This window comes from Agitococcus lubricus, from assembly GCF_003051055.1.
GTDB lineage: Bacteria > Pseudomonadota > Gammaproteobacteria > Pseudomonadales > Moraxellaceae > Agitococcus > Agitococcus lubricus.
In genome coordinates, this window is sequence record NZ_QAON01000002.1 from 101,531 (window position 1) to 124,089 (window position 22,559).

Genomic DNA, 22,559 nt, shown 5'->3' on the forward strand with positions numbered 1-22,559 from the left:
AAAATTATGATGCAGAGAATAAGCCCTATAACTCAAAATAGCTGCGTGTTGCCAATACATCATTAGCAATCGCTTGTTTTAATGCTTCTAAAGAAGGAAAGTTTGTTTCATTACGCAGTTTGTGACAAAACTGCACACGTATTCGGCGACCATAAATATCGCCGTTAAAATCCAAAATATGCACTTCAATGCGGTTTTCTTTGCCACCCACCGCGGGGCGCGTTCCAACATTGGCTGCACCCAATAAAGGCTCTGGAGTTAAGCCCCATACTTTTACGGCATAAATGCCCGCAACAGGTGAAACATGGCGATTTAAACCCACATTAGCCGTTGGGAAATCAAGGGTTCGACCAATTTTGTCACCATGCTTAATATGACCTGCAATCATATAGGGGCGACCTAATAATTGCGCGGCTAAATCAAAATCGGATTCTTGAATGGCTTGGCGAATCCGTGTCGAACTAATGCGTAAACAATCTTTGGCGACTGTTGGGGTATTTTCCACCACAAACGCTTGTTGCTGTAAAAAAGCAAAATCACCTGAACGGTCACAGCCAAAACGAAAATCATCACCCACCACTAAATGTTGACAGTTTAGCGGTTGCAACACTTGCTCAATAAACTTTTGTGCGGTTAAGCCACGAAATGCCGTATCAAAACGAATCACCAATACGTAATCAATGCCTAAATCACGTAAGGCTTCAAATTTGTCACGCCAATCCATTAATCGTGCTGGCGCATTTTTTCCTTGAAAAAACTCTTGAGGCTGTGGCTCAAAATACATGGCGACACTGGCTAAGTTTTTCTGACGACTAATGTCTAAGACGCGTTGCAAAATGACTTGATGCCCAGCATGTACCCCATCAAAATTACCAATCGTCACCACACTGGGTGGTAATAAAAGATGGGATAATGTTTGCCAATGTCGGATAAGTTGGGTCATTTTTAAGCACACGCCCGAGATTGTTTAATGGTCTCTAATTGATTAAGTAAACGAACCAAACTGCGTCCCATGGCATAGGCCAAATTAACAGGTACAGCATTGCCTATTTGCTTATACTGTTGCGACATTGCGCCCATAAATTGCCAATCATCAGGAAAGGTTTGGATACGGGCATATTCTCGCACCGTTAATGGCCGTGTTTGCTCAGGATGACATCGCTCAGTTTGGTTTTGTGCAGGCGCGCAAGTTAAAGTTAAACTGGGTTCGTCCCACGCTAAGCGTCTCGCCATACCTGTTTTACCACCACCTAAAAAATAACTGCCTTTCATGTATTCTCTTTGAATATCATCAGGCAAATCACGCCAATATTCACCTTGAGGCACGAGCTCTAAGACGGCTTTTTTACGCGCTGGATAAAGCTGTCCTTGTGATTCAGGCACATCACAATCATACAGCTCACCCTTAAACATCGCATCACGCATAGTCATTACTCAGTGATACTGAGCTGGCCATTGATAATCCATATATGCCGCTAAATCATTACGCACCGCCACTCAAAAACAAACGCTCTCGCTTTTGTGGCACTTGAAAATGCATCGCTTTTAATACTTGTGGCGGCACTAAAGTATAACCTAACTCCGCAATAGTGTTTTTGATAGTAGCTAAAGTCCGACCATTCTCATGGTTTAGTAAGCCACGCACGTTTTCACCTAAAAACACTTTAGGTTGTACTTCTTTAATGGCGCGAGCAAACTCAAAAAACAATGTACCGCGTATATCATCAAAACCTTGTTTGTTACCTGCATCAGAAAAAGCCTGACAGGAAAAACCACCTGACAAAAAATCGACTTTGCCACAATAAGTACTAAAATCTACATCACAAATACTGGCTTCAACAACATGCCAATTTGGCCGATTGGCTCGTAAAGTTGCACAAGCATGTTTATCAAACTCATTTAATAAAATTGCTTCAAATCCTGCTTTTTCTAAACCTAAAGCTAAACCACCTGCGCCTGCAAATAATTCAATGGAGGTATATGGTTTGTAGTTCATCAGCCCATTGATTAGTAAATATCTTACTTACATAGCATTGAAGATTTGTCATTTAAACTAATATCAATCTTTAGAAATCATTATTAGTAGTCTGTGTAAACTAGAGCTTAACATAAGATTATAAATTATAAGGTTTTGTTTTCCCTGTATTTCGCTACGCTGCATACAGGCTACAAATATCTGTCGCAAAATACATTTCTCACTTAATAATGATAACGACACTGAGCAATAATCAACAAGTCATCAGTGGCTTTATAAACCAAACGATGTTCTTTATCGATACGCCTAGACCAATAACCAGACCAATGATGACGTAATGGCTCAGGATCACCAATGCCTACAAACGGCTGTCGCTGAATGTCTTTAATCAACAAGTTAATGCGCTTTAGCATTTGTTTATCTTGCTGTTGCCAATACAAATAATCTTCCCATGCGGTGCTTGCCCATGCCAACATCATTCGTCTAATAACTCTTTATGGATAATGTGATTAGCTTCAATTTCTACAATAGCCTGATTTAACCGTTGGGCATTTTTAGGGCTAGCCATCAAATAGGCGGTTGCTTCATAAGCCTGAAAGTCTTCTAAAGACATCAATACCGCAGGTTTGCCATTTTGACGAGTAATCAACATCGGCACATGGTCATCATTCACTTTATCTAGCGCATCCGCTAAGTGATTGCGTAATGCGGTATAACTCATGGTGTGCATATATTGCTACTCCTGTTTATTTAGGTCTTACGCGGTTATCGCTTATTTGTTCACACTTCAATCGTTTTCATGGTTACTGAGCGTAGTCGAAGTAACGATTTTATGTTCACAAAACGCGCTAATTTCAGTGAAATGCGTCAGTCCTACTATTCTATAACGTACATGTTCTTATTATTGTACAGATAGATATCAAGTTCAATGCCTTAACTCTCGCCACTTAAAGCCGACGAGGGTGAGTACCAATAAATAGGTCACAATACCTGCCATACAAATAACCAATAAATAGCCGATTTTGTATAGCCAATCAGCCGTTAGCCAATAATTTAATGGCGGCGTAATAAACAACAAGACACTCACCATCGCCGTATTAGCGACCAAATAGCGACCGCCTAATGCTAACCAATGCCGTTCTAAACGATAAACCCCTTTTTTGTGTAATCCCCAATAGAGCAGGCCTGCATTTAAGAGTGCCGACAGCGTGCTTGCTAACGCCAATCCCACATGCTTAAAGTGCCATACTAACATCAAGTTAAATACCATATTACTGACCATCGCAATAATGCCTATTTTGACGGGCGTTTTGGTATCTTGACGCGCATAATAACCTGGTGCAAACACCTTGATTAACATAAAAGCTAAAATACCGCCTGATAAGGCTTGTAGAGCAGCAGCAGACATAGCGACATCATGCTGCGAGAATTTACCGTGATAAAATAAAGCGGCAATCATCGGTTCAGCCAAAATCAGCATGGCTAAGGAAGCAGGGACACCCACTAAGACAATGACTCGTAGTGCCCAATCCAACATCGCTCTAAATTCAGTATCTGACTTTTCAGCATGTTTGGCCGACAAAGACGGTAAAATAACGGTGGCTACCGCAATACCAATTAAACCAAGTGGTAACTCTGTTAAACGCTCGGCGGTGTACAACCAAGAAACAGACCCAGAAACCAAAAACGAGGCCAAAATCGTATCGAGCAACAAATTGATTTGACTGACTGATACGCCAAATAAAGCAGGCAGCATCAGGGTGAAAATCTTTTTTACCCCTTCATCTGCAAAATCGACCCTAAATCGGGGCAACATGCCAATATTGTATAAAGAAGGAATTTGAAAGGCTAATTGGGCAACGCCAGCCAATAATACTCCCCATGCTAAGGCCATGACGGGAATATCAAAATACGGAGCTGCAAACAAGGCGCTACCAATCATAATCAAATTCAGTAACACGGGAGTAAACGAAGATAGTGCGAACGCCCCATAACTGTTCAAAATACCGCCCGCAAATGCTGTTAATGAAATTAATAACAAGTAAGGAAAGGTAATACGCAGCATGTCTGCCGCTAGATTAAACTTCTCAGGGTCATCCTTAAAACCTGGCGCGAAGACCCACATAATCAGGGGTGCCGCAACCACCGCAACAATTGAAATCAATAATAGAATTAGAGATAAAGACCCCGCCGTTTTACTGACTAGCTCGCGAACGGCATCGTCCCCTTTTTGGGTTTTGTATTCGGACAAAACTGGCACAAAGGCTTGGGCAAACGCACCTTCAGCAAACAAACGCCGTAAAAAGTTAGGAATTTTGAATGCCACTAAAAAGGCATCCATCAGCTTATCCGCGCCAAAGGTATTCATCAGTACCATATCACGGACAAGTCCCATAATACGCGACAACATCGTCATCGCACTGACGACTAACGTAGAGCGCCATAGCCCACTTTTGACCTTTTGGGGCGTATTGTCAGAAACGGGAGGGGTTGAATTAGCCATGAATCTGTCATTACATAAACTGAAAGGCGCTGATGTTAACGAATAACTACGGCAAAATACACTAAAAATCCGTAATCAGCTTGACTTAATCGTCGATGGTGGGCAAAATCGCACGCCTAATTTTGAGTGAAGACGGCTGACTATATACTTAGCCTTTGTGTCGCGCTGGTTGTCGACGCCCTCTCGTATTTAGTGCTGTGATTCACCATATTTAACTGATTTTATAGGAGTGCCACCGTGGCCAATTCTGCACAAGCCAAAAAGCGTGCGCGCCAAAACGAAAAACAACGTAAACACAATGCGAGTTTACGTTCCATGGTGCGTACTTATCTCAAGAAAGTTGTAAACGCCATTGCGGCTGGCGACAAAGCTGCTGCAAGCGCTGCTTACACTGCTGCTGTTCCAGTGGTTGACCGTATGGCTGATAAAGGTATCATCCACAAAAATAAAGCTGCTCGTCATAAGAGCCGCTTGAATGCACATATCAAAGCCATGGCTTAAGTGTTTTAAGTTATGATTTGATAAAAACCCGCTACAGGCGGGTTTTTTTATGTCTACACATTTTCTGTGTTGTCTTATTTAACCCGAGTTCGGGATAAAAAATGTTAATTTACTGAAAATCTGGTAGAAATCATCTCAAGACGGTATAACAGCCGCCCTCCGCGGGACTGACGTTAGTTTTTGGCAAAAGCCAGTAAAACTGTTTCGTGAGGCAAAACTCGCTATCACAGAGCCACCCCCATCTCCCTATTTAGTTTTTTCTCATACAACACTGCTTGACATTTAACCACTATTAACTGATAATTATTCTCATTAGTATTTATGTTGATGAGTACATCTATGTTCGTTTGTGTCTGTCACGCGGTTACGGATAAACAAATTAAACAAGCCGTCGAAGCGGGTTGCTGTTCTTATCGTGAAGTGCGCGACTGCCTACAAACAGGCACGACCTGTGGCCGTTGTGTGCCCGAAACCCGCGAGCTTATCAATGCCACGCTCATTGAGTTAGCACCGCATACCTCACAAGCTGCCTAAATGATACGCATTCCTTTTTAGACTCCCACTTAAATTTGCGTATCCGTGAATTAGTTACATTTCCACCACGGTTTTCGTCGTCTTTGTTGAGCGCTTTTGGCTATCATTCCTTTATTATCACTGACTTAGCACGCTATGCTAGTACTGTATGCCCCATGACTTCATGCGGAGTAATGGGCGGATATTGTCCCATACTGCCACAGAGTCAATTGTCGACCTTTATAGCCCCCTCTTTTTTTCTGGAGCACATATTCATGAAAGGTGATATCCAAGTTATTGCTTACCTCAACAAAGCCCTAACCAATGAGCTAACCGCCATTAATCAGTATTTTTTACATGCCCGTATGTTAAAAAGTTGGGGCTTAGAAAAATTAGGCCAACATGAATATATGGAATCGATTGATGAAATGAAACATGCGGACAAATTAATAGACCGCATCTTATTTTTGGAAGGTTTACCGAATCTACAACATTTGAATAAGATTTATATTGGCGAAAACGTAGAAGAAATCTTACGTGCCGACCTCAAACTAGAGCACTTAGCCCACCCAGACTTAAAAGACGCCATCACCCATTGCGAAAAAGTCGGTGATTATGTATCGCGTGAGTTATTTGTCGCTATTTTAGAAAGTGAAGAAGAGCACATTGATTGGATTGAAACCCAATTAGAGTTAATTCAAAAGCTCGGTATTCAAAACTATTTACAATCCTCTATGTAAATCAGTGCGCTATGCACACATCACGGTGCATAGCTGCCCTTCTCAATCTTCTGCATATGTGTAAGATGTTACACGATTATCGCCTACCAGTTCGTGCTCCAACCGTTTGATACTGAAAAATACACTCACGTCGATGCGGTGCGTTGCAAGGACTGGCTTTATGCCGACTACGCACTACTTTAACAGCAACAGCCCCTAATATTTGAAACAAAAAAAAGCCCACATGACGTGGGCTTAACAGGGGTTCAACCTAGCATTTAAGGAGAGATACACTTTAACTGCTGGATTTAGTATGCAAGATTTCTTAAAAATCTTCTGTAGTTAGGTTGTCTGCCAAATGTTACTCGGATGTTACGCTACGTTGCAGCGTGTATGTCTGTAAATATCCTTACTCAGAAAATCAGCAGACTTATGTTTTATGATTCACAAAACTACGTGTTGTGCGGTGTTTTTGCTTAATCGGCCATGTCATCACAAATTTAGCCCCACCTAAACGTGGGCTTTCCTCTACTTTAATATTGCCACCAAACCAAAAAGCAATTCTTGACACAATAGATAAGCCTAGACCATATCCTCCAGACGCACGTGTACGACTGTCATCTAAGCGTGTAAACGGTTGAAAGACACGCTCTCTATCCTTTTCGGGAATGCCATCACCATCATCTTCAACAGCAATATAAGCATAGTTGTCATAAACACCTGCGCTTAATGCGATTTCTGTTTTCGCATAACGTGTCGCATTCCCCGCAAGGTTTTGTAATACCCGATGTAAATAACGATGCTCTGCTTCTGCCACTGTGCCTTCTGGTGGCAAATGCGTAGTAATCGTCGCTTTTACACCTAGCGCCTCTGTTTCTTTGGCTACCTGCTGCAGTAAGCCGCCTAAATCTATGGTCTCAAAATTTAAGACAGGAATACCCTGCTCTAATTTGGCATAGGTTAATATTTCATCAATCAGTTTGTTTAACTCATCTATATCATTGTCTAAATGGGTCAACTGTTTATAGCGGTCATCTGCATCATCCGTATCGGCTAACATTTCCATACCAAAACGAATACGGGCAACGGGCGTTCTTAATTCATGAGAGACCGCGCGTGTTAACTCGCGTTGTGAGTCAATCAACCGCTGAATATGTTCTGCCATACTATTAAAAGCATAGGCCAATTGACTGACTTCATCATAGCCATGTACGGCGGCACGGGCACTTAAATCGCCGCCACCAATACGTCGTGCCGCGCCTTCTACGGCCTTGATTTTCTTTTCTAAGGGATGAATTAAGAAATAAGCGGCCGTCGTAATCACCAATAAACTCATTAAGGAAATGATGATGAGTAACTGCACAGGCATCCAATCAAAGAGGTACATCGGCCCCATGATTAACACCGTACCAATCATGCCTGTTGGGGCAATAATACGAATCGACGAGTTATGTGCAACACCACCCTCTTTAAGCGCCAACACCACTTCATTGCGTTTAATACGGGCGCGCTGGTCTGGCTCTAAACCACTTTTATCGAGGGGGATTAACTCAATCGGAAAAGGAAAGTAAGTCTGTAGTTCACGCAAACGCTCATGTTCACGGCCACGATAATGCTCTAAATCATCTAACAAAAAGATTGCCATTGCTTTAGCTTGTTGTTCGGAGACTTTACTCATCCGTGTTTGTACATACACATCCCGTGTAGACGAAACCTGACTAAAGATATCGGCATAGTTTTTTTGTAGATTGAGCCTAACAACGGCACGGCCATGTTGCAGCTTTTCTAGTTCGCCATCGTCAAAACCTGCAAGTTGCGCATTGACTAAGGTGATTTTGGTATCCATCAGTGCACTGGCTTCTTCTAACCATGCTTGGCGTAAGCTGCCTTCTGGTTGACGTTCTATGCCAATGGCTATCAGCCTAAAAAACCCTGTTGCCATATTTTCGCGGTATTCTGCCGCTCGATAATCATTAACCACTTGCAAGAGTAAATACGTGCAAAAGGCGACCAAACTCATCACTAATAAGAGGCCGCCATAGAGTCGAACAAAAATACTGCTCGGAATAGGAAGACGTAGTGGCATTAGCTACCTAAAGATTCTTTGACAAACAAATAACCTTTACTACGTACGGTTTTAATGCGTTTAGGATTATCGGGGTCATCACCAATTTTGGGACGAATACGCGAAATACGCACATCAATGGAGCGGTCTTGACCATCATATTCAATGCCGCGCAGACGCTCGAAAATATCTTCGCGCGATAAAATACGGCCTGCATTAGACGCTAATAACCATAATAAATCGTATTCAGCGCTGGTAAATTCGACAGGTTCATTTTTTAACATGACGGAACGACCGCCATTGTCAATCACTAAGTCGTCGAACTCTAAACGTTGTGGTAAATCTTCATCAATAATTTTATCTGAACGACGCAACAGGGCACGAATACGCGCTAATAAGACGCGTGGCTGTGCGGGTTTAGCAACGTAGTCATCTGCACCCATTTCTAAACCTAAGACCTGATCCATATCGTCAGTACGTGCCGTTAGCATCAAAATCGGATGATGATAATGTGGGCGCACCTCACGACATACCGTCAAACCATCAGCACCCGGTAACATCACATCCAATACCACTAAATCAGGCTGCTCAGCGACAATACGGCGAATCGCACGGTTACCATCGGTTTCGATACCAACTTCCAAACCATTACGAATTAAATATTCTTGAGTCAAGGTTGCTAAACGCTCATCGTCTTCAACAATGAGAATACGGGGTAGCCGTTCTTCTTGGTGGCTCATAATGCTTTCCTAGTACTATTTTCAATTAAAGTTGACTACGTCATTTACTGGCCGAGGCCGAAGTTATTGTACAGACTTTCGTGTGATACACGTTCTGAGCGCTTACACCAAGCGCTAAACGACGAATATCCACTTTTATAGCACGAATATCGCGATTGATTCTGTTCAACAAGCCTGTACCATAACGTACATTGTTCATCATAGTGAATTCTGCGTCAGTTACAAAGTGCCAAACATCACTTAGTTACGAACACACCACTAAAATGATGTCAAGACTAAAAAACAGATATATTTTTTTACATTCCCTCACCAAAGACTTATCCACAGTATAAAATAACGCAACGCCTTGAATCGCTTATTATCTTGAGCGATTGCTGTATTTATCGACACACGTTATCCACAGTTTTGACCACTTGCATATTTTATTAAAACGGCTTATCTTGTGGCTCAAGAACATAAGACACACAATAGATTGTGTTTTTACTCATCCTTTCACACGATACTAATCAATTAACTTGTCCCCTACTATAGCGTTCTTTGCTGTAGTGAGAGACTTTTTGTTGCTTAAAAAGCTGCTGGGAGCTTATATGACTATTTCTGCACAACGCTCATTTGAGTCCACCGATGTTTTAACGACGGCACCAGGCCAATTACGGGTGATTAAACGTAATGGCACGCTGGTCAATTATGACTCAGGTAAAATTGCGATCGCCATCAGCAAAGCCTTTTTAGCCGTTGAAGGCGGCTCTGCTGCCGACTCAAGCCGTGTGCATCAGCAAGTGGCCTTATTAACAGATGCCGTTTCTAATACCTTTAAGCGTCGTATGCCCAGTGGCGGTACGGTTCATATTGAAGAAATTCAAGACCAAGTTGAATTAGCCTTAATGCGTGCAGGCGAGCAAAAAGTAGCGCGTTCTTATGTGATTTATCGTGATGAGCGTGCACGCTTGCGTGATGCAGGCATCACCAAAAGCCATCCCACATTAACAGTCACTTTGGGTGATGGCACACGTCAGCCGTTGGATTTAGGCCGTTTAGAAGCCTTAGTGACCAGCGCTTGTGAAGGCTTAACAGGGGTTAATGCTCAAGCGATTGTCGATGAAACCTTAAAGAATTTATATGACGGGGTACAAGAAAGTGATTTATGTACCACGATGGTGATGTGTGCGCGGGTACATATTGAACAAGAGCCAAATTACACCTATGTCACTGCCCGCTTATTGTTAGACCAGCTACGCAGCGAGGCCTTGAGCTTTTTGGGTTTGGCAGACAAAGCCACTCAAACCGACATGATGGAATTTTATCCTCAAGCCTTGCCTGCTTATTTGAAGCGTGGTGTGGAATTAGAGTTATTACATCCCGATTTGTTAAAGTATGACTTAGCACGTATTGCCGATGCCATTGAACCAATGCGTGATTTTCAGTTTACCTATTTAGGCTTACAAACCCTTTACGACCGTTATTTTATTCATAGCAACGAAGTGCGTTTTGAGTTGCCACAATTGTTTTTTATGCGTGTGGCGATGGGTTTGGCGATGAACGAAGCCGATAAAGAAGCACGGGCGATTGAATTTTATCAATTGCTCTCTAGCTTTGATTATATGGCCTCTACGCCTACTCTGTTTAATGCAGGCACATTACGTCCGCAATTATCAAGCTGTTATTTAACCACTGTCCCTGATGACTTATATGGCATTTATGATGCGATTCGTGACAATGCCATGTTATCGAAATGGGCTGGTGGTTTAGGCAATGACTGGACACCTGTACGTGCTTTAGGGGCATACATCAAAGGCACAAACGGTAAGTCTCAAGGGGTTGTGCCGTTCTTAAAAGTCGCTAACGATACGGCTGTGGCAGTGAATCAGGGAGGAAAAAGAAAGGGGGCTGTCTGTGCTTATCTCGAAACATGGCACTTAGACATTGAAGAATTTTTAGAGTTACGTAAAAACACCGGTGATGACCGCCGCCGTACCCATGACATGAATACCGCTAACTGGGTACCTGACTTGTTTATGCAACGTGTATTTGATGATGGTGATTGGACATTGTTCTCGCCTTCAGATGTACCCGATTTACACGATTTGTATGGCACTGCCTTTGCCGAGCGTTATCAACACTACGAACAGTTGGCTGCACAAGGTCAAATGAAGCTACACAAAAAAATCAAGGCTCAAGACTTGTGGCGCAAAATGTTATCCATGTTGTTTGAAACAGGTCATCCGTGGATTACCTTCAAGGATGTGTGTAACTTACGCTCACCTCAACAACACGTCGGCGTGGTTCATTCATCTAACTTGTGTACCGAGATTACGCTCAACACCAGTCAAGACGAAATTGCCGTGTGTAACTTAGGTTCTATCAACCTTGTTAACCATGTTACCGCCAATGGTTTAGATGTGGCCAAACTAGAACGTACCGTTAAAACCGCCGTGCGTATGCTCGATAACGTCATCGACATTAACTACTATGCCGTGCCACAAGCAAAAAACTCTAACTTCCGTCATCGTCCTGTCGGCTTGGGGATTATGGGCTTCCAAGATGCTTTGTATATCTTAAATACGCCCTACTCTTCTGATGCTGCGGTTGAGTTTGCTGATAAGTCGATGGAAGTGATTAGTTATTTTGCCATTGCCGCTTCTTCGGAATTAGCTAAAGAGCGTGGTAGCTACAGCACCTTTGATGGCTCTTTATGGAGTCAAGGCATATTACCTATCGATTCTTTACAAAAAGTGATTGATAACCGTGGCGAACGTTATATTCAAGTGGATACCAGTCAAACTTTAGATTGGGCAAGTTTACGCGCCAAAGTACAAACGCAAGGTATGCGTAACTCCAACGTCATGGCGATTGCCCCCACCGCCACCATTTCTAATATTTGTGGTGTGGCACAATCTATTGAGCCAACTTATCAAAACTTGTACGTTAAATCGAACTTATCGGGCGAATTTACCGTCGTTAACCCTTACTTGGTTAATGCCTTAAAAGAGCGTGGTTTGTGGGATGCGGTCATGGTTAATGACTTAAAATACTATGATGGTTCGGTACAAAATATTGAACGTATTCCAGAAGACTTAAAAGCCTTGTTTGCTACGGCCTTTGAAGTTGAACCGCGTTGGATGGTGGAATCGGCGAGCCGTCGTCAAAAATGGATTGACCAAGCACAATCCTTAAACTTGTACATTAGCCACGCATCGGGCAAAAAGTTGGATGTGACTTATCGTATGGCTTGGTATCGTGGCTTAAAAACCACCTATTACCTCCGTGCGATTGGGGCAACGGCTGCTGAAAAATCGACCATTAGTGATGGCGCATTAAATGCGGTTAAAGCACAAGTACAAGTCGTACATGAAGAGTCTGCTTTTGTAGAAGCTGCACCCGTACCATTAGCTTGTAGTATTGATAATCCTGATTGTGAGGCTTGTCAGTAAGCCTATTAAGCTCTGTGGTTAATGGTTGCCCACAGAAATAAAAATTTCAGGCTTATGAATTGTCATAAGCCTACAAGATTGTAAATTTGTAGCGAGAACCACCATGTTAAACTGGGATGATTTTTATGCAGAAGAAAAGCCTAAAGCTAAAGCACCTGCAACGCCAGCAACTCCTGCACAAACAGTTTCGCAGAAGCCAACTACTCCGTCGCCAGCAATGGCACCAACTCAGCCCATCACAACCACAACTGCCCTTGACCGAGCAAACGCAGCTCTTGCCAATTTAGATGTGGCTGTCGGTTTAGAAGACTTAGAAATGGGCGCAGCGCGTATTCAAGTTGACGATAAGCGCATGATTAACTGTAAAGCCGACCTTAACCAACTCGTGCCGTTTAAGTACGACTGGGCATGGCAAAAATATTTAGATGGTTGCGCTAACCACTGGATGCCACAAGAAATTAACATGACCAAAGACATTGCTCTTTGGAAAAGCCCCGAAGGTCTAACCGATGACGAGCGTTTAATTGTCATGCGTTCTTTGGGTTATTTTTCGACGGCTGATAGCTTAGTGGCAAATAACTTGGTTTTAGCGGTTTACCGTTTAATTACCAACCCAGAATGCCGCCAATATTTATTGCGCCAAGCCTTTGAAGAAGCGATTCACACCCATGCTTACCAATACTGTATTCAGTCATTGGGTATGGACGAAGGCGAAGTGTTTAATATGTATCGTGAAGTGCCATCTGTGGCCAAAAAAGCCGCTTGGAGTATTAGTCATACGCATGCTTTATCTAATCCGACTTTTACCACAGGCACAGTCGAAGCTGACCAAGAATTATTACGCAATTTAATTGGTTTTTATGGCGTGACCGAAGGTATTTTCTTCTATTGTGGTTTTACCCAAATTTTAAGTATGGGTCGTCGCAACAAAATGACAGGCGTTGCCGAGCAATTCCAATACATTTTGCGTGATGAGTCAATGCACCTTAATTTTGGTATTGATGTTATCAACCAAATCAAAATCGAAAACCCACATTTGTGGTCGGCCGCTTTCCAACAAGAAGTCATTCAAATGATTTTGGAGGGCACACAATTAGAAATTGAATATGCGCGTGACACCATGCCGCGTGGCGTATTGGGCATGAATGCAGCCATGATGGAAGAATATTTACAGTTTATTGCCAACCGCCGTTTAACTCAATTAGGTTTACCTGAGCAGTTTGCTGGCGTTAAAAATCCATTCCCGTGGATGAGTGAGATTATGGATTTACGCAAAGAGAAAAATTTCTTTGAAACGCGAGTGACTGAGTATCAGGTTGGTGGTGCGTTGACTTGGTAAGTCAACCTCAAACATGCAGCCAAAAGAGCGGTTTAATACCGCTCTTTTTATTTCCTCCATCTCCTGCATCTGTCTCCCTCTAAGCCACAACACGATAAAAAGAACATACCAAGCACTTGCTTGTTGACTATTTATCCACTATATTGGTACGAAAGTACCAAATCAAATGATGCTTTATTGCTATATACGACTTCTTGATAGCCAAAAGCCATATAAAAATTATGGTTATTCACTGAGGATGATATGATGTCTATTCCTACGCGTGCCGACATTCTGGCTTTTGAAAAAATAGGTGACCCGTTGGCCGATAAGGTCGTCGATTATTTATATCAACATAAATTACGTGCAAGCAATATTTGGCAACTGGTACAGCAACAGGCGGCTATTGGTAATCCAGAATGTCAGGCTTTATATCATGAGGTCTGTGATGTGCCTGATTGGGTCAATTGGGCAGCCATAGAACAAGGCGCACAAGTATTTTTACGGGCAGCGCCTGTAGCACTCGTCGCTTTTGCCTTAGGCGCATTACCCTTAACCTATGCTGTCCCCAATATTGCTCGCGTATTAGCTTCGACCAAACGCTTAGAACAAGATGCGATTCGTCGACTATATGAAACAGGGTCTATGGTGGGTGATGTATTGGCCAAAGATGGCCTCAGGGTCAATCAGGTTGGCTTTAATTCGGTGCTGCGTGTACGCTTACTACATACCTTTGTACGTCGTCATGTTGCCATCAAAGATGCCGAACAAGGATTACAACTTCCCTTAGCCATCAATCAAGCCGAGATGGCATGGGTGGCCTGTGGCTTTAGCCACGTGGTGCTGGTGGGTTTAGAACGGCTTGGCGTATATATCAGCGACGATGACCGTCGTGCCTATCATCACCTATGGCGTTATTCCAATCATCTCATGGGTGTGCCCAACGCCCTACTCAGTGACAGTCCAGAACACGATGCCCGTTTATATGCGCAATTAAAGACAGTCTTATGTGCGCCCGATGATTGTGGCCGTTTATTGACCGACACTTTAGCCAATTCGTTTGCCAGCCAGCCGCCTTTCTTTTTACCAAGGCGCGAATTAGGGGTATTGGGTAGTATCGTCATTCCAGACCAAGATTTGGTAGAAGGCTTAGGTTTCAAATTATACCCAGAGCGACATCTGTTACCTGTCGTTAAAACGATGGTTTATGCAGCCAGCCGCAGTACCCGTTTGGCCAAAACCACCAGTGCAGAATTAGGACGGCAATATATCCGATATGTGCTCCAATCTGGGCTCAAAGGTCGAATGGCAGATTTTCAAATGCAAGGCGCACATTAGTTTGAGGTGGCTTACAGGCACAGGAAAGCCCCTTTTTTTCACAAAATCCAGATTTTTTGTGTTTTGTCGACAGAAATAATTGACAGCGCCACGAGACTTAGCGAGCATGCCCCACGGAAAAAAATTAACCACATGACTATCTAGCATTTGTTTTATAGACAAAGACAGATAGTCAACTTCATGTCATGTCACTGAAGTATGTTGTGTATAACCCAAGGGGATGTCATGCTAAATCGTGAGCATTTAATCATTGGCGCATTAGGTTTTGTGCTGGGTGGTATTGTGGCTACTGCCAGTATTAGCACGGTATTAATGACACAATCTCAACCTGCCGTTGTTTGTCCACCCACGACGCAGCCAACACAAACGACAGAGTCTTCAAAGCCAGAGACACAGACGCCAACAGCCACCACCGATATCAGCACGCCCACGGTTGCACCTCAGCAAGTCAAAGGACTGGCGGGCGAAGAGTTAGACCGTTTAAGCGAAGACCAACAACAACTCGCTGAACGCAAAAAGAGTCTAGATTCACAACTGCAAGACAGTAATGAAATCATTCGTCTCAAAGAACAACAAATTAAAGAATTAGAGGCGCAACTCAAACAGCCTTAAACCCTAGGGTCTGTTGACGTTTTGCGTGTGAGCCGCGTTGCTGATAAAAATTGCCTCAGGCAAGGCACAAAACGCAGTTAATAGTCGTTCTATTGGCCAGTTTTGTCACGTAGAATGAGTCAATTTTTAACGCAACCCACAGGGAAAGAGCTATTTTTTGAGGCTACTTTGTTGTTCGTCGCTGATTTGGAATAACCAAACTACGCGATTCACGCCTCGTATCCTCTAAAAAATAGTCTCTTTCGCAACCACAATCAAAACGTCAACAGACCCTATATATTGAGACTGATGTCGCTAAATCAGGGCAAAGTATGACTGATAGTATGGCATAATCATGCCTCTTCTCCCTAGCCACTTTGTTTTTATGCGCTCTCAGTCTTTAGTCAAAGGTTTGGCTTTGCTCAGTATATCGGCATTGCTCTTTTCCACCATGGGCGTTTTAATCCGTTTGGCCTCTCATTCGGTCGATAATACGACCATTGTGTTTATGCGCAACCTGACGGGTACTTTACTATTATTACCATTTGCCCTACTGCAAGGCGCATCTTTTTTTAAGACTGACAAATTTTATATGCATGCATGGCGAGCGATTGTCGGATTAATTGCAATGTATGGCTTTTTTTATGCCATCGCTCATCTGCCGCTCTCTAATGCCATGGTATTTACCTATTCTTCGCCTGTGTTTATTCCGTTGGTCGCGTGGTTATTTCTCAAAGAACGTATCAGTGGCTGGATGCTTTTAGCGGCAGGGATTGGACTTTTGGGTGTCATGTTAGTCTCCAAGCCGAATGAAGGTTTGTTTAATTGGTTAAGTTTAGTGGGTCTGAGCTCTAGCTTTTTAGCCGCCATGGCGTTTGTGACCGTACGGGCGTTAACACAAACCGAACCTGCCACCCGAATTGTCTTTTATTTTTGCCTTATCAGCACTGTCATTTCGGCCATTCCTATGTATTGGTCGTGGCGATTACTGAGTTTACATGAATTAGGGTATGTGATAGGCGCAGGCACATTAGCCACCTTGAGTCAGGTTTGCCTTTCTAAAGCCTATGGTTATGCGCCTGCGGGTAAAATTGGCCCTGCCAATTATTTAGCCATTATCTTTGCAGGACTATGGGCATGGTTGTTATGGGACGAGCGACCTGACCGTTTGGCCATTATTGGCATGATGTTGATTTTTATTGCGTTATTGTTGTGCTTACCGCGCGAAAAAGCAGCGCCTACTCCCTTAGACTAAAACCACATGCGGACGCGTTACGTACAGATGATAACAGCGCATTTAGTTAAAACGACTGAGCAATAAAGCCACTGTGGAGGCACAAGAGCCTGCAATCGCAATTGCGATTGGAATCGCAATTAACCATTCTAGGCCTGCATAATGATGCAGGCCGTAACTGGCCGCAGGCAGTGCCAACCAAAAACTCAGGTTGGCACATAAACGACTCCACGTCATTTTTTAGGCACCTTTCCCATCATTTTTGCCAAATCAGCGGCATTCATATTGGGGGGGAGTTGGCCATCGGCAGGCATTTGATTAGCAAATTTATTTTGCATGCCTTTTAAGCCACGAATCATTTTGGTAATACCCGATGGTGTCGATAACTTCTTCATCATTTTTTCCATTTGCGCATGTTGTTTGAGCAAACGGTTAACATCTTGAATTTGTACACCTGCACCTGCGGCAATACGACGCTTGCGTGAGCCGTTAATCACATCGGGCTTATGACGTTCTAATGGTGTCATGGATTGAATAATGGCTTCCATTTGTTTCATCATTTTTTCAGGCGCACCTGAAGAAGTCACTTGTTGTAACTGTGAACCACTCATGCCAGGTAATTTATCTAAGAAACCTGCCATGCCACCCATTGCTTTCATTTGTTGAAATTGAACCAACAAATCTTCTAAATTGAAACCGCCCCCTTTACGCAGTTTTTTAGCAATTTTTTCCGATTTTTCTTTGTCGATTTTGCGCTCAACTTCTTCGACTAACGACAAAACATCGCCCATGCCCAAGATACGTTGGGCAATACGGTCAGGATGGAATGGCTCTAGAGCATCGGTTTTTTCACCCATACCCATAAACTTGACGGGTTTGCCTGTAATCGTACGCACCGACAAAGCTGCACCACCGCGTGCATCCCCGTCCATTTTGGTTAATATCACACCCGTTAATGGCAAGGCATCATTAAAGGCTTTGGCTGTATTTGCCGCATCTTGACCCGTCATGGCATCCACCACAAATAAAGTCTCGATGGGGTTAATCGCGGCATGTAAGCCTTGAATTTCGGCCATCATGTCTGCATCAACGTGCAAGCGACCTGCGGTATCCACGATTAAGACATCAAAAAATTTCAGTTTAGCTTCAGCAATTGCGGCTTGTGCAATAGCAATTGGGTCTTGGTCTTTATGGGATGGAAAAAATCCCGCTCCAACATCGGCTGCTACCGTTTCTAATTGTTTAATTGCGGCGGGACGATAAATATCACACGACACCACCAATACTTTTTTCTTGTGACGCTCTTGTAAATACTTGGCTAACTTAGCAACCGTTGTTGTTTTACCTGCGCCTTGTAAACCTGCCATTAGCACCACAGCAGGCGGTGCGGTGTGTAAATTTAGGCTTTCATTGGCCTCACCCATGGTTTTAACAAGTTCATCAAACACTAATTTTACAAAGGCCTGACCTGGTGATAAGGCTTGCATGACCTCTTGGCCGAGTGCTTGGCTACGAATACGCTCAATAAACTCTTTAACAACGGGCAAAGCAACATCGGCCTCTAATAACGCCATCCGCACTTCGCGCAGGGTATCCTTAATATTATCTTCGGTCAGAGTGCCTGTGCCTGTCACATTACGCAGGCTCTGGGTGAGACGTTCGGTTAAATTATCAAACATGATGTATCGCTTTTTTAAGTGTTAAACAGATTGGCCGTTAAAACATAGCGTTGGCCTGTTTTAAGATAAATATTTGGTTGGGCGCTACGGCGTATGTAGTGCGGCCAAATTAGCATCTTTTAATAATACCACTAAGGATAGAAAAAATGACGATTCTCTGCTACTGCAAATCACCGTTTGTGTTAAAAAAGCCGTTATAATCGACCCTCTTATTTTTGTTGACTGTGGTTTTTAGGACTATGCTAGTTCAACTTGCAGGAATTTTCGCTATCGTTTGCTATTTGCTCGCCTGTGGACTTTTGGGCTTTGCATTGGCCAAAAAACGGCCGCCTTCCAAAATTTGGATTCTCAGCCTTGGCAGTTTGGCATTGCCTGCGCATGGCTATCATGTGCTTGAGCAGGTCTATTCCAGTCATGGCATTGATTTAGGCTTTTTTAATATCTTATCACTGGTCGGCTGGATAACTGCCTGTATTCATATCGGTGTTAATAGTTATAGACCACTCATTGTCGGTGTCTTATTTGCCTACCCCACTGCTGCGCTGGGCTTATTATCGTCCATCTTATTTCATGCCCCTTATCAGGCCTTAACTAACTTACCACGCGGCGCCGAAGGCCATATCATCTTATCTATTTTTGCTTACAGCGTATTGTTCATGGCAGGTCTACATGCGCTGCTATTAGTGATACAAAATAAATCGCTCAAACATCGGAGTAAATCACGCACTATTTTGACGATTATGCCCCCCCTACAAACCATGGAATCGGTTTTATTTGACTTTATTGCGGTAGGTTTTGGTTTGTTATCTCTAGCCATTGCCAGTGGTTTTATGAGTCTTGATAATATGTTTGCTCAGCATGTGGTACATAAAACCATTTTAACCCTACTGGCATGGACTATTTTTGGCACATTATTACTGGGACATTATGTCTATGGTTGGCGTGGTCAACGTGCTATCCGTTTTACCTTAGCAGGTTTTTTGGTATTAATATTTGGGTTTTATGGCACAAAAGTGGTACTTGAGCTAGTTTTGCAAAAAGTCTAAACAATTTAAGTATCGCTATAGATTGACTTTTTAAGTATCTGCTTTTTAATAAAGTGGTCTGCTATTATTAAGGTTCACGCTCTTGGACGATGCCAATTTGGGCTTACTTTTTGCCCTGCTTGTAGTTTTTATCTGTGGTTCTGCATTTTTCTCCGCTTCTGAAACAGGCGTTATGACCTGTAACCGTTATCGGCTTAAACACAAAGCCAAACTAGGTGATAAAAATGCACAACGTATTCTGAGTTTACTCAGCCAACCCGACCGCTTAATTGGTGTTATCTTAGTTGGTAATAATACCGTTAACACCTTAGCGGCTACGATTGCCACTATTATTGGGCAAACACTAGCACAGCGTTATGGCATTTCTAACGATACCAGTGTTGGTGTTGCCGCAGGGGTACTGACTTTTGTCTTATTAGTGTTTGGTGAAGTTGGCCCCAAAACCTTTGCTGCCAATCATCCCGAACGTGTTGCCTATATTGCCGCTTTTTTTCTACCGAGTTTATTAAAGGTATTGTACCCCGCCGTCTGGTTATTAAACTTAGTCACGAATGCACTCTTTCGTCTTAATCGCATGGGGAGCGATAAAAAAGACAAACTCACTCGTGAAGAACTACATACCATTTTACAAGATGTATTTTTGCCCGCTAAACACCGTAATATGTTATTAGGCATATTGGAGCTCGATAACATCACCGTCAATGACATTATGATTCCCCGTCAGGAAGTGGTTGGCATTAACTTGGATGATGACATTGACGATATTATTGATATTTTACGCGGCACACATCATACCCGCTTACCCGTGTATAAAGGGGAGCTTAATCAAATTTTAGGGATTTTGCATGTACGTAATGCAACACGGTTTTTGGGTCAAGATAACCTGAGTAAAACCGACATTATGCAATATGTACGCGAGCCGTATTATGTCCCCGAAAGCACACCCCTACAGGCACAACTCTTACAGTTTCAAAAACAAAAGCGGCGTTTGGGCTTAGTCGTTGATGAGTATGGCGATGTACAAGGTATTGTTACTTTAGAAGATATTTTAGAAGAAATCGTCGGTGAATTTACGACCAACATTGCCGAAAATCACCAAGACATTTTACCGCACAGTGACGGTTATTTTATGATGGATGGCGGCCTCAGTATTCGCGATATTAACCGCTCCATGCACTGGCAACTACCAACCGATGGCGCAAAAACCTTAAGTGGCTTAATTTTAGAACAATTGGAAACGATTCCTGATGGAATTGTTGGCTTACGTTTGGAAAGTTTTTATATTGAGGTGATGCAAATCCGTGACAATACGATTAAGGCTGCCAAAATTAAAAAACAGGTTTTAGAGGAAGCGTAGCTTCGGTGCCGCTCAGAGCCATTCTGAGCGGCGTTAATAGATGCGAATTTAGCTCATCCTTTGTTTAATAAAGGTCACTACAGCCGCCATAGCCTCATGCGTTGAATCGCACAAATACGGTAAACTTAAAAAGCCATGAATATCAGGATAATGTTCATGTTGGGTGTGATTACCTGCCGCCTTGAGCTTTTGCACATAGGCAAAGCCATCCTCACGTAAAATATCAAACTCCCCTGTAATCATTAAACAGGGTGGCAAATTCGCAAAATCCGTACTAAATAAGGGTGACACTTGTTCATCATATTTATCGGCATCTTGACGAATATAACAATCCACAAAAAACTGCATCATCTTTTGGCTTAAGACAGGTGCATCAGGGTACTGCTTCACGCTCTCACGGGTTAAAGTGGCATCTAATACAGGATAAACCAGCACTTGGCCGCATAATTGTTGACGGTATTTTCGGGCTAATACTGCGGATAGATTACCCCCTGCGCTATCGCCCATCACGATCATTTTTTGACTATTCGCCTGTAACTGAGCCGCATGGGTGATGACCCAATGTAATACCGCTTCGCACTGTAAAACAGGCACAGGAAATTTCACCCACGGCGCTAAGGCATAATCTACCGACACCACTAAACAATCGGTTTGTTTTGCAATGCGACGGCATAACGCATCATGGGTTTCTAAATTGCCAATCACCCAACCACCCGCATGAAAAAACAAAATCACAGGTAAATCGGTGGCTAGATTAGGATAATAACAACGTACTGTGACACTACCCACATCACAAGGCACTTGATGCTGCACTACGCGCGCCATCGTTTCACTTTTTCCAAATAAGATACGCCCCAATAAGGGATTCACTCCTGCACGTTGAAAGGCTTTTAAGAAGTTATCTGGTGCATGCGCAAGATATTCTGAAGGGGCAGTCAGCGCCGCTAAGATACGCGTTTTTAGTGCTAAGGCTTGGTATTTAGACATAAGATTATAAAATAGGTTTAAGCTGTGTTTGATAACGTTTGAAGTTTTCGACGTAGTGTAAGGCGCTCATTTGTAACATCATCGCCTGACCTTCGGAAATGGTTTTGACCACTTTTGCTGGTGACCCCATGACTAAAGAATTATCTGGAATTTCTTGGCGTTCTGTCACTAAAGCATTCGCGCCAATGATACAGTTTTTACCAATTTTGGCATGATTTAGCACCACTGCATTAATGCCAATTAAGGTATTATCGCCAATAGTACAGCCATGTAGCATGGCTTTATGGCCAACGGTGACATTATTGCCAATCGTTAATGGTACACCGCTGTCGGTATGTAAGACGGAACCATCTTGGATATTACTGTTTTCGCCAATACAGATTATGTCGTTATCGGCACGAATCACGACATTAAACCAAATGCTCGCATTGTTTGCCAACACAACAGAACCAATGACCGTGGCATTGTCGGCAATCCAATAGTCGCCATGGGTTTGTAATTGGCGGTCACCTAAACTGTAAATCATTTTATTACTCTCATTATAACCTATTTCCCCTCCCCT

At 43.0% G+C, this 22,559-nt stretch carries 23 protein-coding genes; 10 read left to right on the forward strand and 13 right to left on the reverse strand.

Annotated features, from left to right (window positions below; translation table 11 throughout):
- Window positions 1–25: 25 nt before the first annotated feature.
- The 6 genes from ribF to murJ form a co-directional block, all read right to left on the reverse strand.
- Window positions 26–943, reverse strand: coding sequence for a bifunctional riboflavin kinase/FAD synthetase (ribF, locus tag C8N29_RS02900; protein ID WP_107864536.1), 918 nt, complete (start codon window positions 941–943; stop codon window positions 26–28).
- Between the two features lie 2 nt (window positions 944–945).
- Window positions 946–1,425, reverse strand: coding sequence for a DNA cytosine methyltransferase (locus C8N29_RS17135; protein ID WP_239986945.1), 480 nt, complete (start codon window positions 1,423–1,425; stop codon window positions 946–948).
- A gap of 58 nt (window positions 1,426–1,483) precedes the next feature.
- Complete coding sequence (locus C8N29_RS17140) at window positions 1,484–1,996, reverse strand: DNA cytosine methyltransferase (RefSeq protein WP_239986946.1); 513 nt, start codon at window positions 1,994–1,996, stop codon at window positions 1,484–1,486.
- Between the two features lie 203 nt (window positions 1,997–2,199).
- Window positions 2,200–2,454 carry a Txe/YoeB family addiction module toxin gene (locus tag C8N29_RS02910; RefSeq protein WP_107864537.1) on the reverse strand — a complete coding sequence of 85 codons (255 nt, stop codon included), beginning with the start codon at window positions 2,452–2,454 and terminating at the stop codon, window positions 2,200–2,202.
- Window positions 2,451–2,705, reverse strand: coding sequence for a type II toxin-antitoxin system Phd/YefM family antitoxin (locus C8N29_RS02915; RefSeq protein ID WP_107864538.1), 255 nt, complete (start codon window positions 2,703–2,705; stop codon window positions 2,451–2,453). The genes C8N29_RS02910 and C8N29_RS02915 overlap by 4 nt, the downstream gene beginning before the upstream one ends.
- Before the next feature lie 195 nt (window positions 2,706–2,900).
- A complete protein-coding gene (gene murJ, locus C8N29_RS02920) occupies window positions 2,901–4,478 on the reverse strand; it encodes a murein biosynthesis integral membrane protein MurJ (RefSeq protein ID WP_107864539.1) in 1,578 nt (525 codons plus the stop codon).
- Window positions 4,479–4,715: 237 nt separating this feature from the next.
- Between murJ and rpsT the strand changes: the two genes are divergently transcribed.
- From rpsT to bfr, 3 genes are all read left to right on the forward strand, one after another.
- Window positions 4,716–4,979 carry a 30S ribosomal protein S20 gene (gene rpsT, locus C8N29_RS02925; RefSeq protein WP_107864540.1) on the forward strand — a complete coding sequence of 88 codons (264 nt, stop codon included), beginning with the start codon at window positions 4,716–4,718 and terminating at the stop codon, window positions 4,977–4,979.
- A gap of 339 nt (window positions 4,980–5,318) precedes the next feature.
- Complete coding sequence (locus tag C8N29_RS02930) at window positions 5,319–5,513, forward strand: (2Fe-2S)-binding protein (protein WP_204509260.1); 195 nt, start codon at window positions 5,319–5,321, stop codon at window positions 5,511–5,513.
- Between the two features lie 254 nt (window positions 5,514–5,767).
- Window positions 5,768–6,232: a bacterioferritin gene (bfr, locus tag C8N29_RS02935; RefSeq protein WP_107864541.1), complete on the forward strand. Its 465-nt coding sequence runs from the start codon at window positions 5,768–5,770 to the stop codon at window positions 6,230–6,232.
- A 409-nt stretch (window positions 6,233–6,641) separates the two neighbouring features.
- Here bfr and C8N29_RS02940 read toward each other — a convergent pair whose 3' ends face one another.
- Genes C8N29_RS02940 through C8N29_RS16720 form a run of 3 tightly spaced genes read right to left on the reverse strand, consistent with a single transcriptional unit; the run spans window position 6,642 to window position 9,218 of the window.
- Window positions 6,642–8,297 carry an ATP-binding protein gene (locus tag C8N29_RS02940; protein WP_107864542.1) on the reverse strand — a complete coding sequence of 552 codons (1,656 nt, stop codon included), beginning with the start codon at window positions 8,295–8,297 and terminating at the stop codon, window positions 6,642–6,644.
- Window positions 8,297–9,016, reverse strand: coding sequence for a response regulator (locus tag C8N29_RS02945; protein WP_107864543.1), 720 nt, complete (start codon window positions 9,014–9,016; stop codon window positions 8,297–8,299). Before C8N29_RS02945 ends, C8N29_RS02940 begins: the two co-directional genes overlap by 1 nt.
- A 40-nt stretch (window positions 9,017–9,056) precedes the next feature.
- Entirely contained in the window at window positions 9,057–9,218 is a 162-nt protein-coding gene (locus C8N29_RS16720) for a hypothetical protein (protein WP_170106865.1), read from the reverse strand.
- Between the two features lie 385 nt (window positions 9,219–9,603).
- Here C8N29_RS16720 and C8N29_RS02950 point away from each other — a divergent pair, with 385 nt between their 5' ends.
- From C8N29_RS02950 to C8N29_RS02970, 5 genes are all read left to right on the forward strand, one after another.
- Complete coding sequence (locus C8N29_RS02950; protein WP_107864544.1) at window positions 9,604–12,447, forward strand: ribonucleoside-diphosphate reductase subunit alpha; 2,844 nt, start codon at window positions 9,604–9,606, stop codon at window positions 12,445–12,447.
- 103 nt (window positions 12,448–12,550) lie between these two features.
- Complete coding sequence (locus C8N29_RS02955) at window positions 12,551–13,786, forward strand: ribonucleotide-diphosphate reductase subunit beta (RefSeq protein WP_107864545.1); 1,236 nt, start codon at window positions 12,551–12,553, stop codon at window positions 13,784–13,786.
- Window positions 13,787–14,029: 243 nt separating this feature from the next.
- Window positions 14,030–15,103, forward strand: a complete 1,074-nt coding sequence (locus tag C8N29_RS02960) for an oxygenase MpaB family protein (protein ID WP_107864546.1) — start codon at window positions 14,030–14,032, stop codon at window positions 15,101–15,103.
- 225 nt (window positions 15,104–15,328) lie between these two features.
- Window positions 15,329–15,715, forward strand: coding sequence for a hypothetical protein (locus C8N29_RS02965; protein ID WP_107864547.1), 387 nt, complete (start codon window positions 15,329–15,331; stop codon window positions 15,713–15,715).
- A 334-nt stretch (window positions 15,716–16,049) separates the two neighbouring features.
- Window positions 16,050–16,949 carry a DMT family transporter gene (locus tag C8N29_RS02970; protein WP_420836649.1) on the forward strand — a complete coding sequence of 300 codons (900 nt, stop codon included), beginning with the start codon at window positions 16,050–16,052 and terminating at the stop codon, window positions 16,947–16,949.
- A 42-nt stretch (window positions 16,950–16,991) separates the two neighbouring features.
- Here the strand turns inward: C8N29_RS02970 and C8N29_RS16725 are convergent, their stop codons facing one another.
- Window positions 16,992–17,165: a hypothetical protein gene (locus tag C8N29_RS16725; protein WP_170106866.1), complete on the reverse strand. Its 174-nt coding sequence runs from the start codon at window positions 17,163–17,165 to the stop codon at window positions 16,992–16,994.
- Window positions 17,162–18,607, reverse strand: a complete 1,446-nt coding sequence (gene ffh, locus C8N29_RS02975) for a signal recognition particle protein (RefSeq protein WP_107864549.1) — start codon at window positions 18,605–18,607, stop codon at window positions 17,162–17,164. Before ffh ends, C8N29_RS16725 begins: the two co-directional genes overlap by 4 nt.
- A gap of 239 nt (window positions 18,608–18,846) precedes the next feature.
- On the opposite strand from ffh, the gene C8N29_RS02980 reads away from it, so the two are divergent.
- Window positions 18,847–19,653: a cytochrome C assembly family protein gene (locus tag C8N29_RS02980; protein ID WP_107864550.1), complete on the forward strand. Its 807-nt coding sequence runs from the start codon at window positions 18,847–18,849 to the stop codon at window positions 19,651–19,653.
- Window positions 19,654–19,735: 82 nt separating this feature from the next.
- Window positions 19,736–21,010, forward strand: a complete 1,275-nt coding sequence (locus tag C8N29_RS02985; protein ID WP_107864551.1) for an HlyC/CorC family transporter — start codon at window positions 19,736–19,738, stop codon at window positions 21,008–21,010.
- Between the two features lie 48 nt (window positions 21,011–21,058).
- Here the strand turns inward: C8N29_RS02985 and C8N29_RS02990 are convergent, their stop codons facing one another.
- Window positions 21,059–21,997 (reverse strand): alpha/beta hydrolase, encoded by a 939-nt coding sequence (locus C8N29_RS02990; RefSeq protein ID WP_107864552.1) that lies wholly within the window; start codon window positions 21,995–21,997, stop codon window positions 21,059–21,061.
- Between the two features lie 4 nt (window positions 21,998–22,001).
- The gene (locus tag C8N29_RS02995) at window positions 22,002–22,523 is read right to left on the reverse strand and encodes a gamma carbonic anhydrase family protein (protein WP_107864553.1); all 522 of its coding nucleotides are present in this window, start codon (window positions 22,521–22,523) and stop codon (window positions 22,002–22,004) included.
- Window positions 22,524–22,559: the final 36 nt, after the last annotated feature.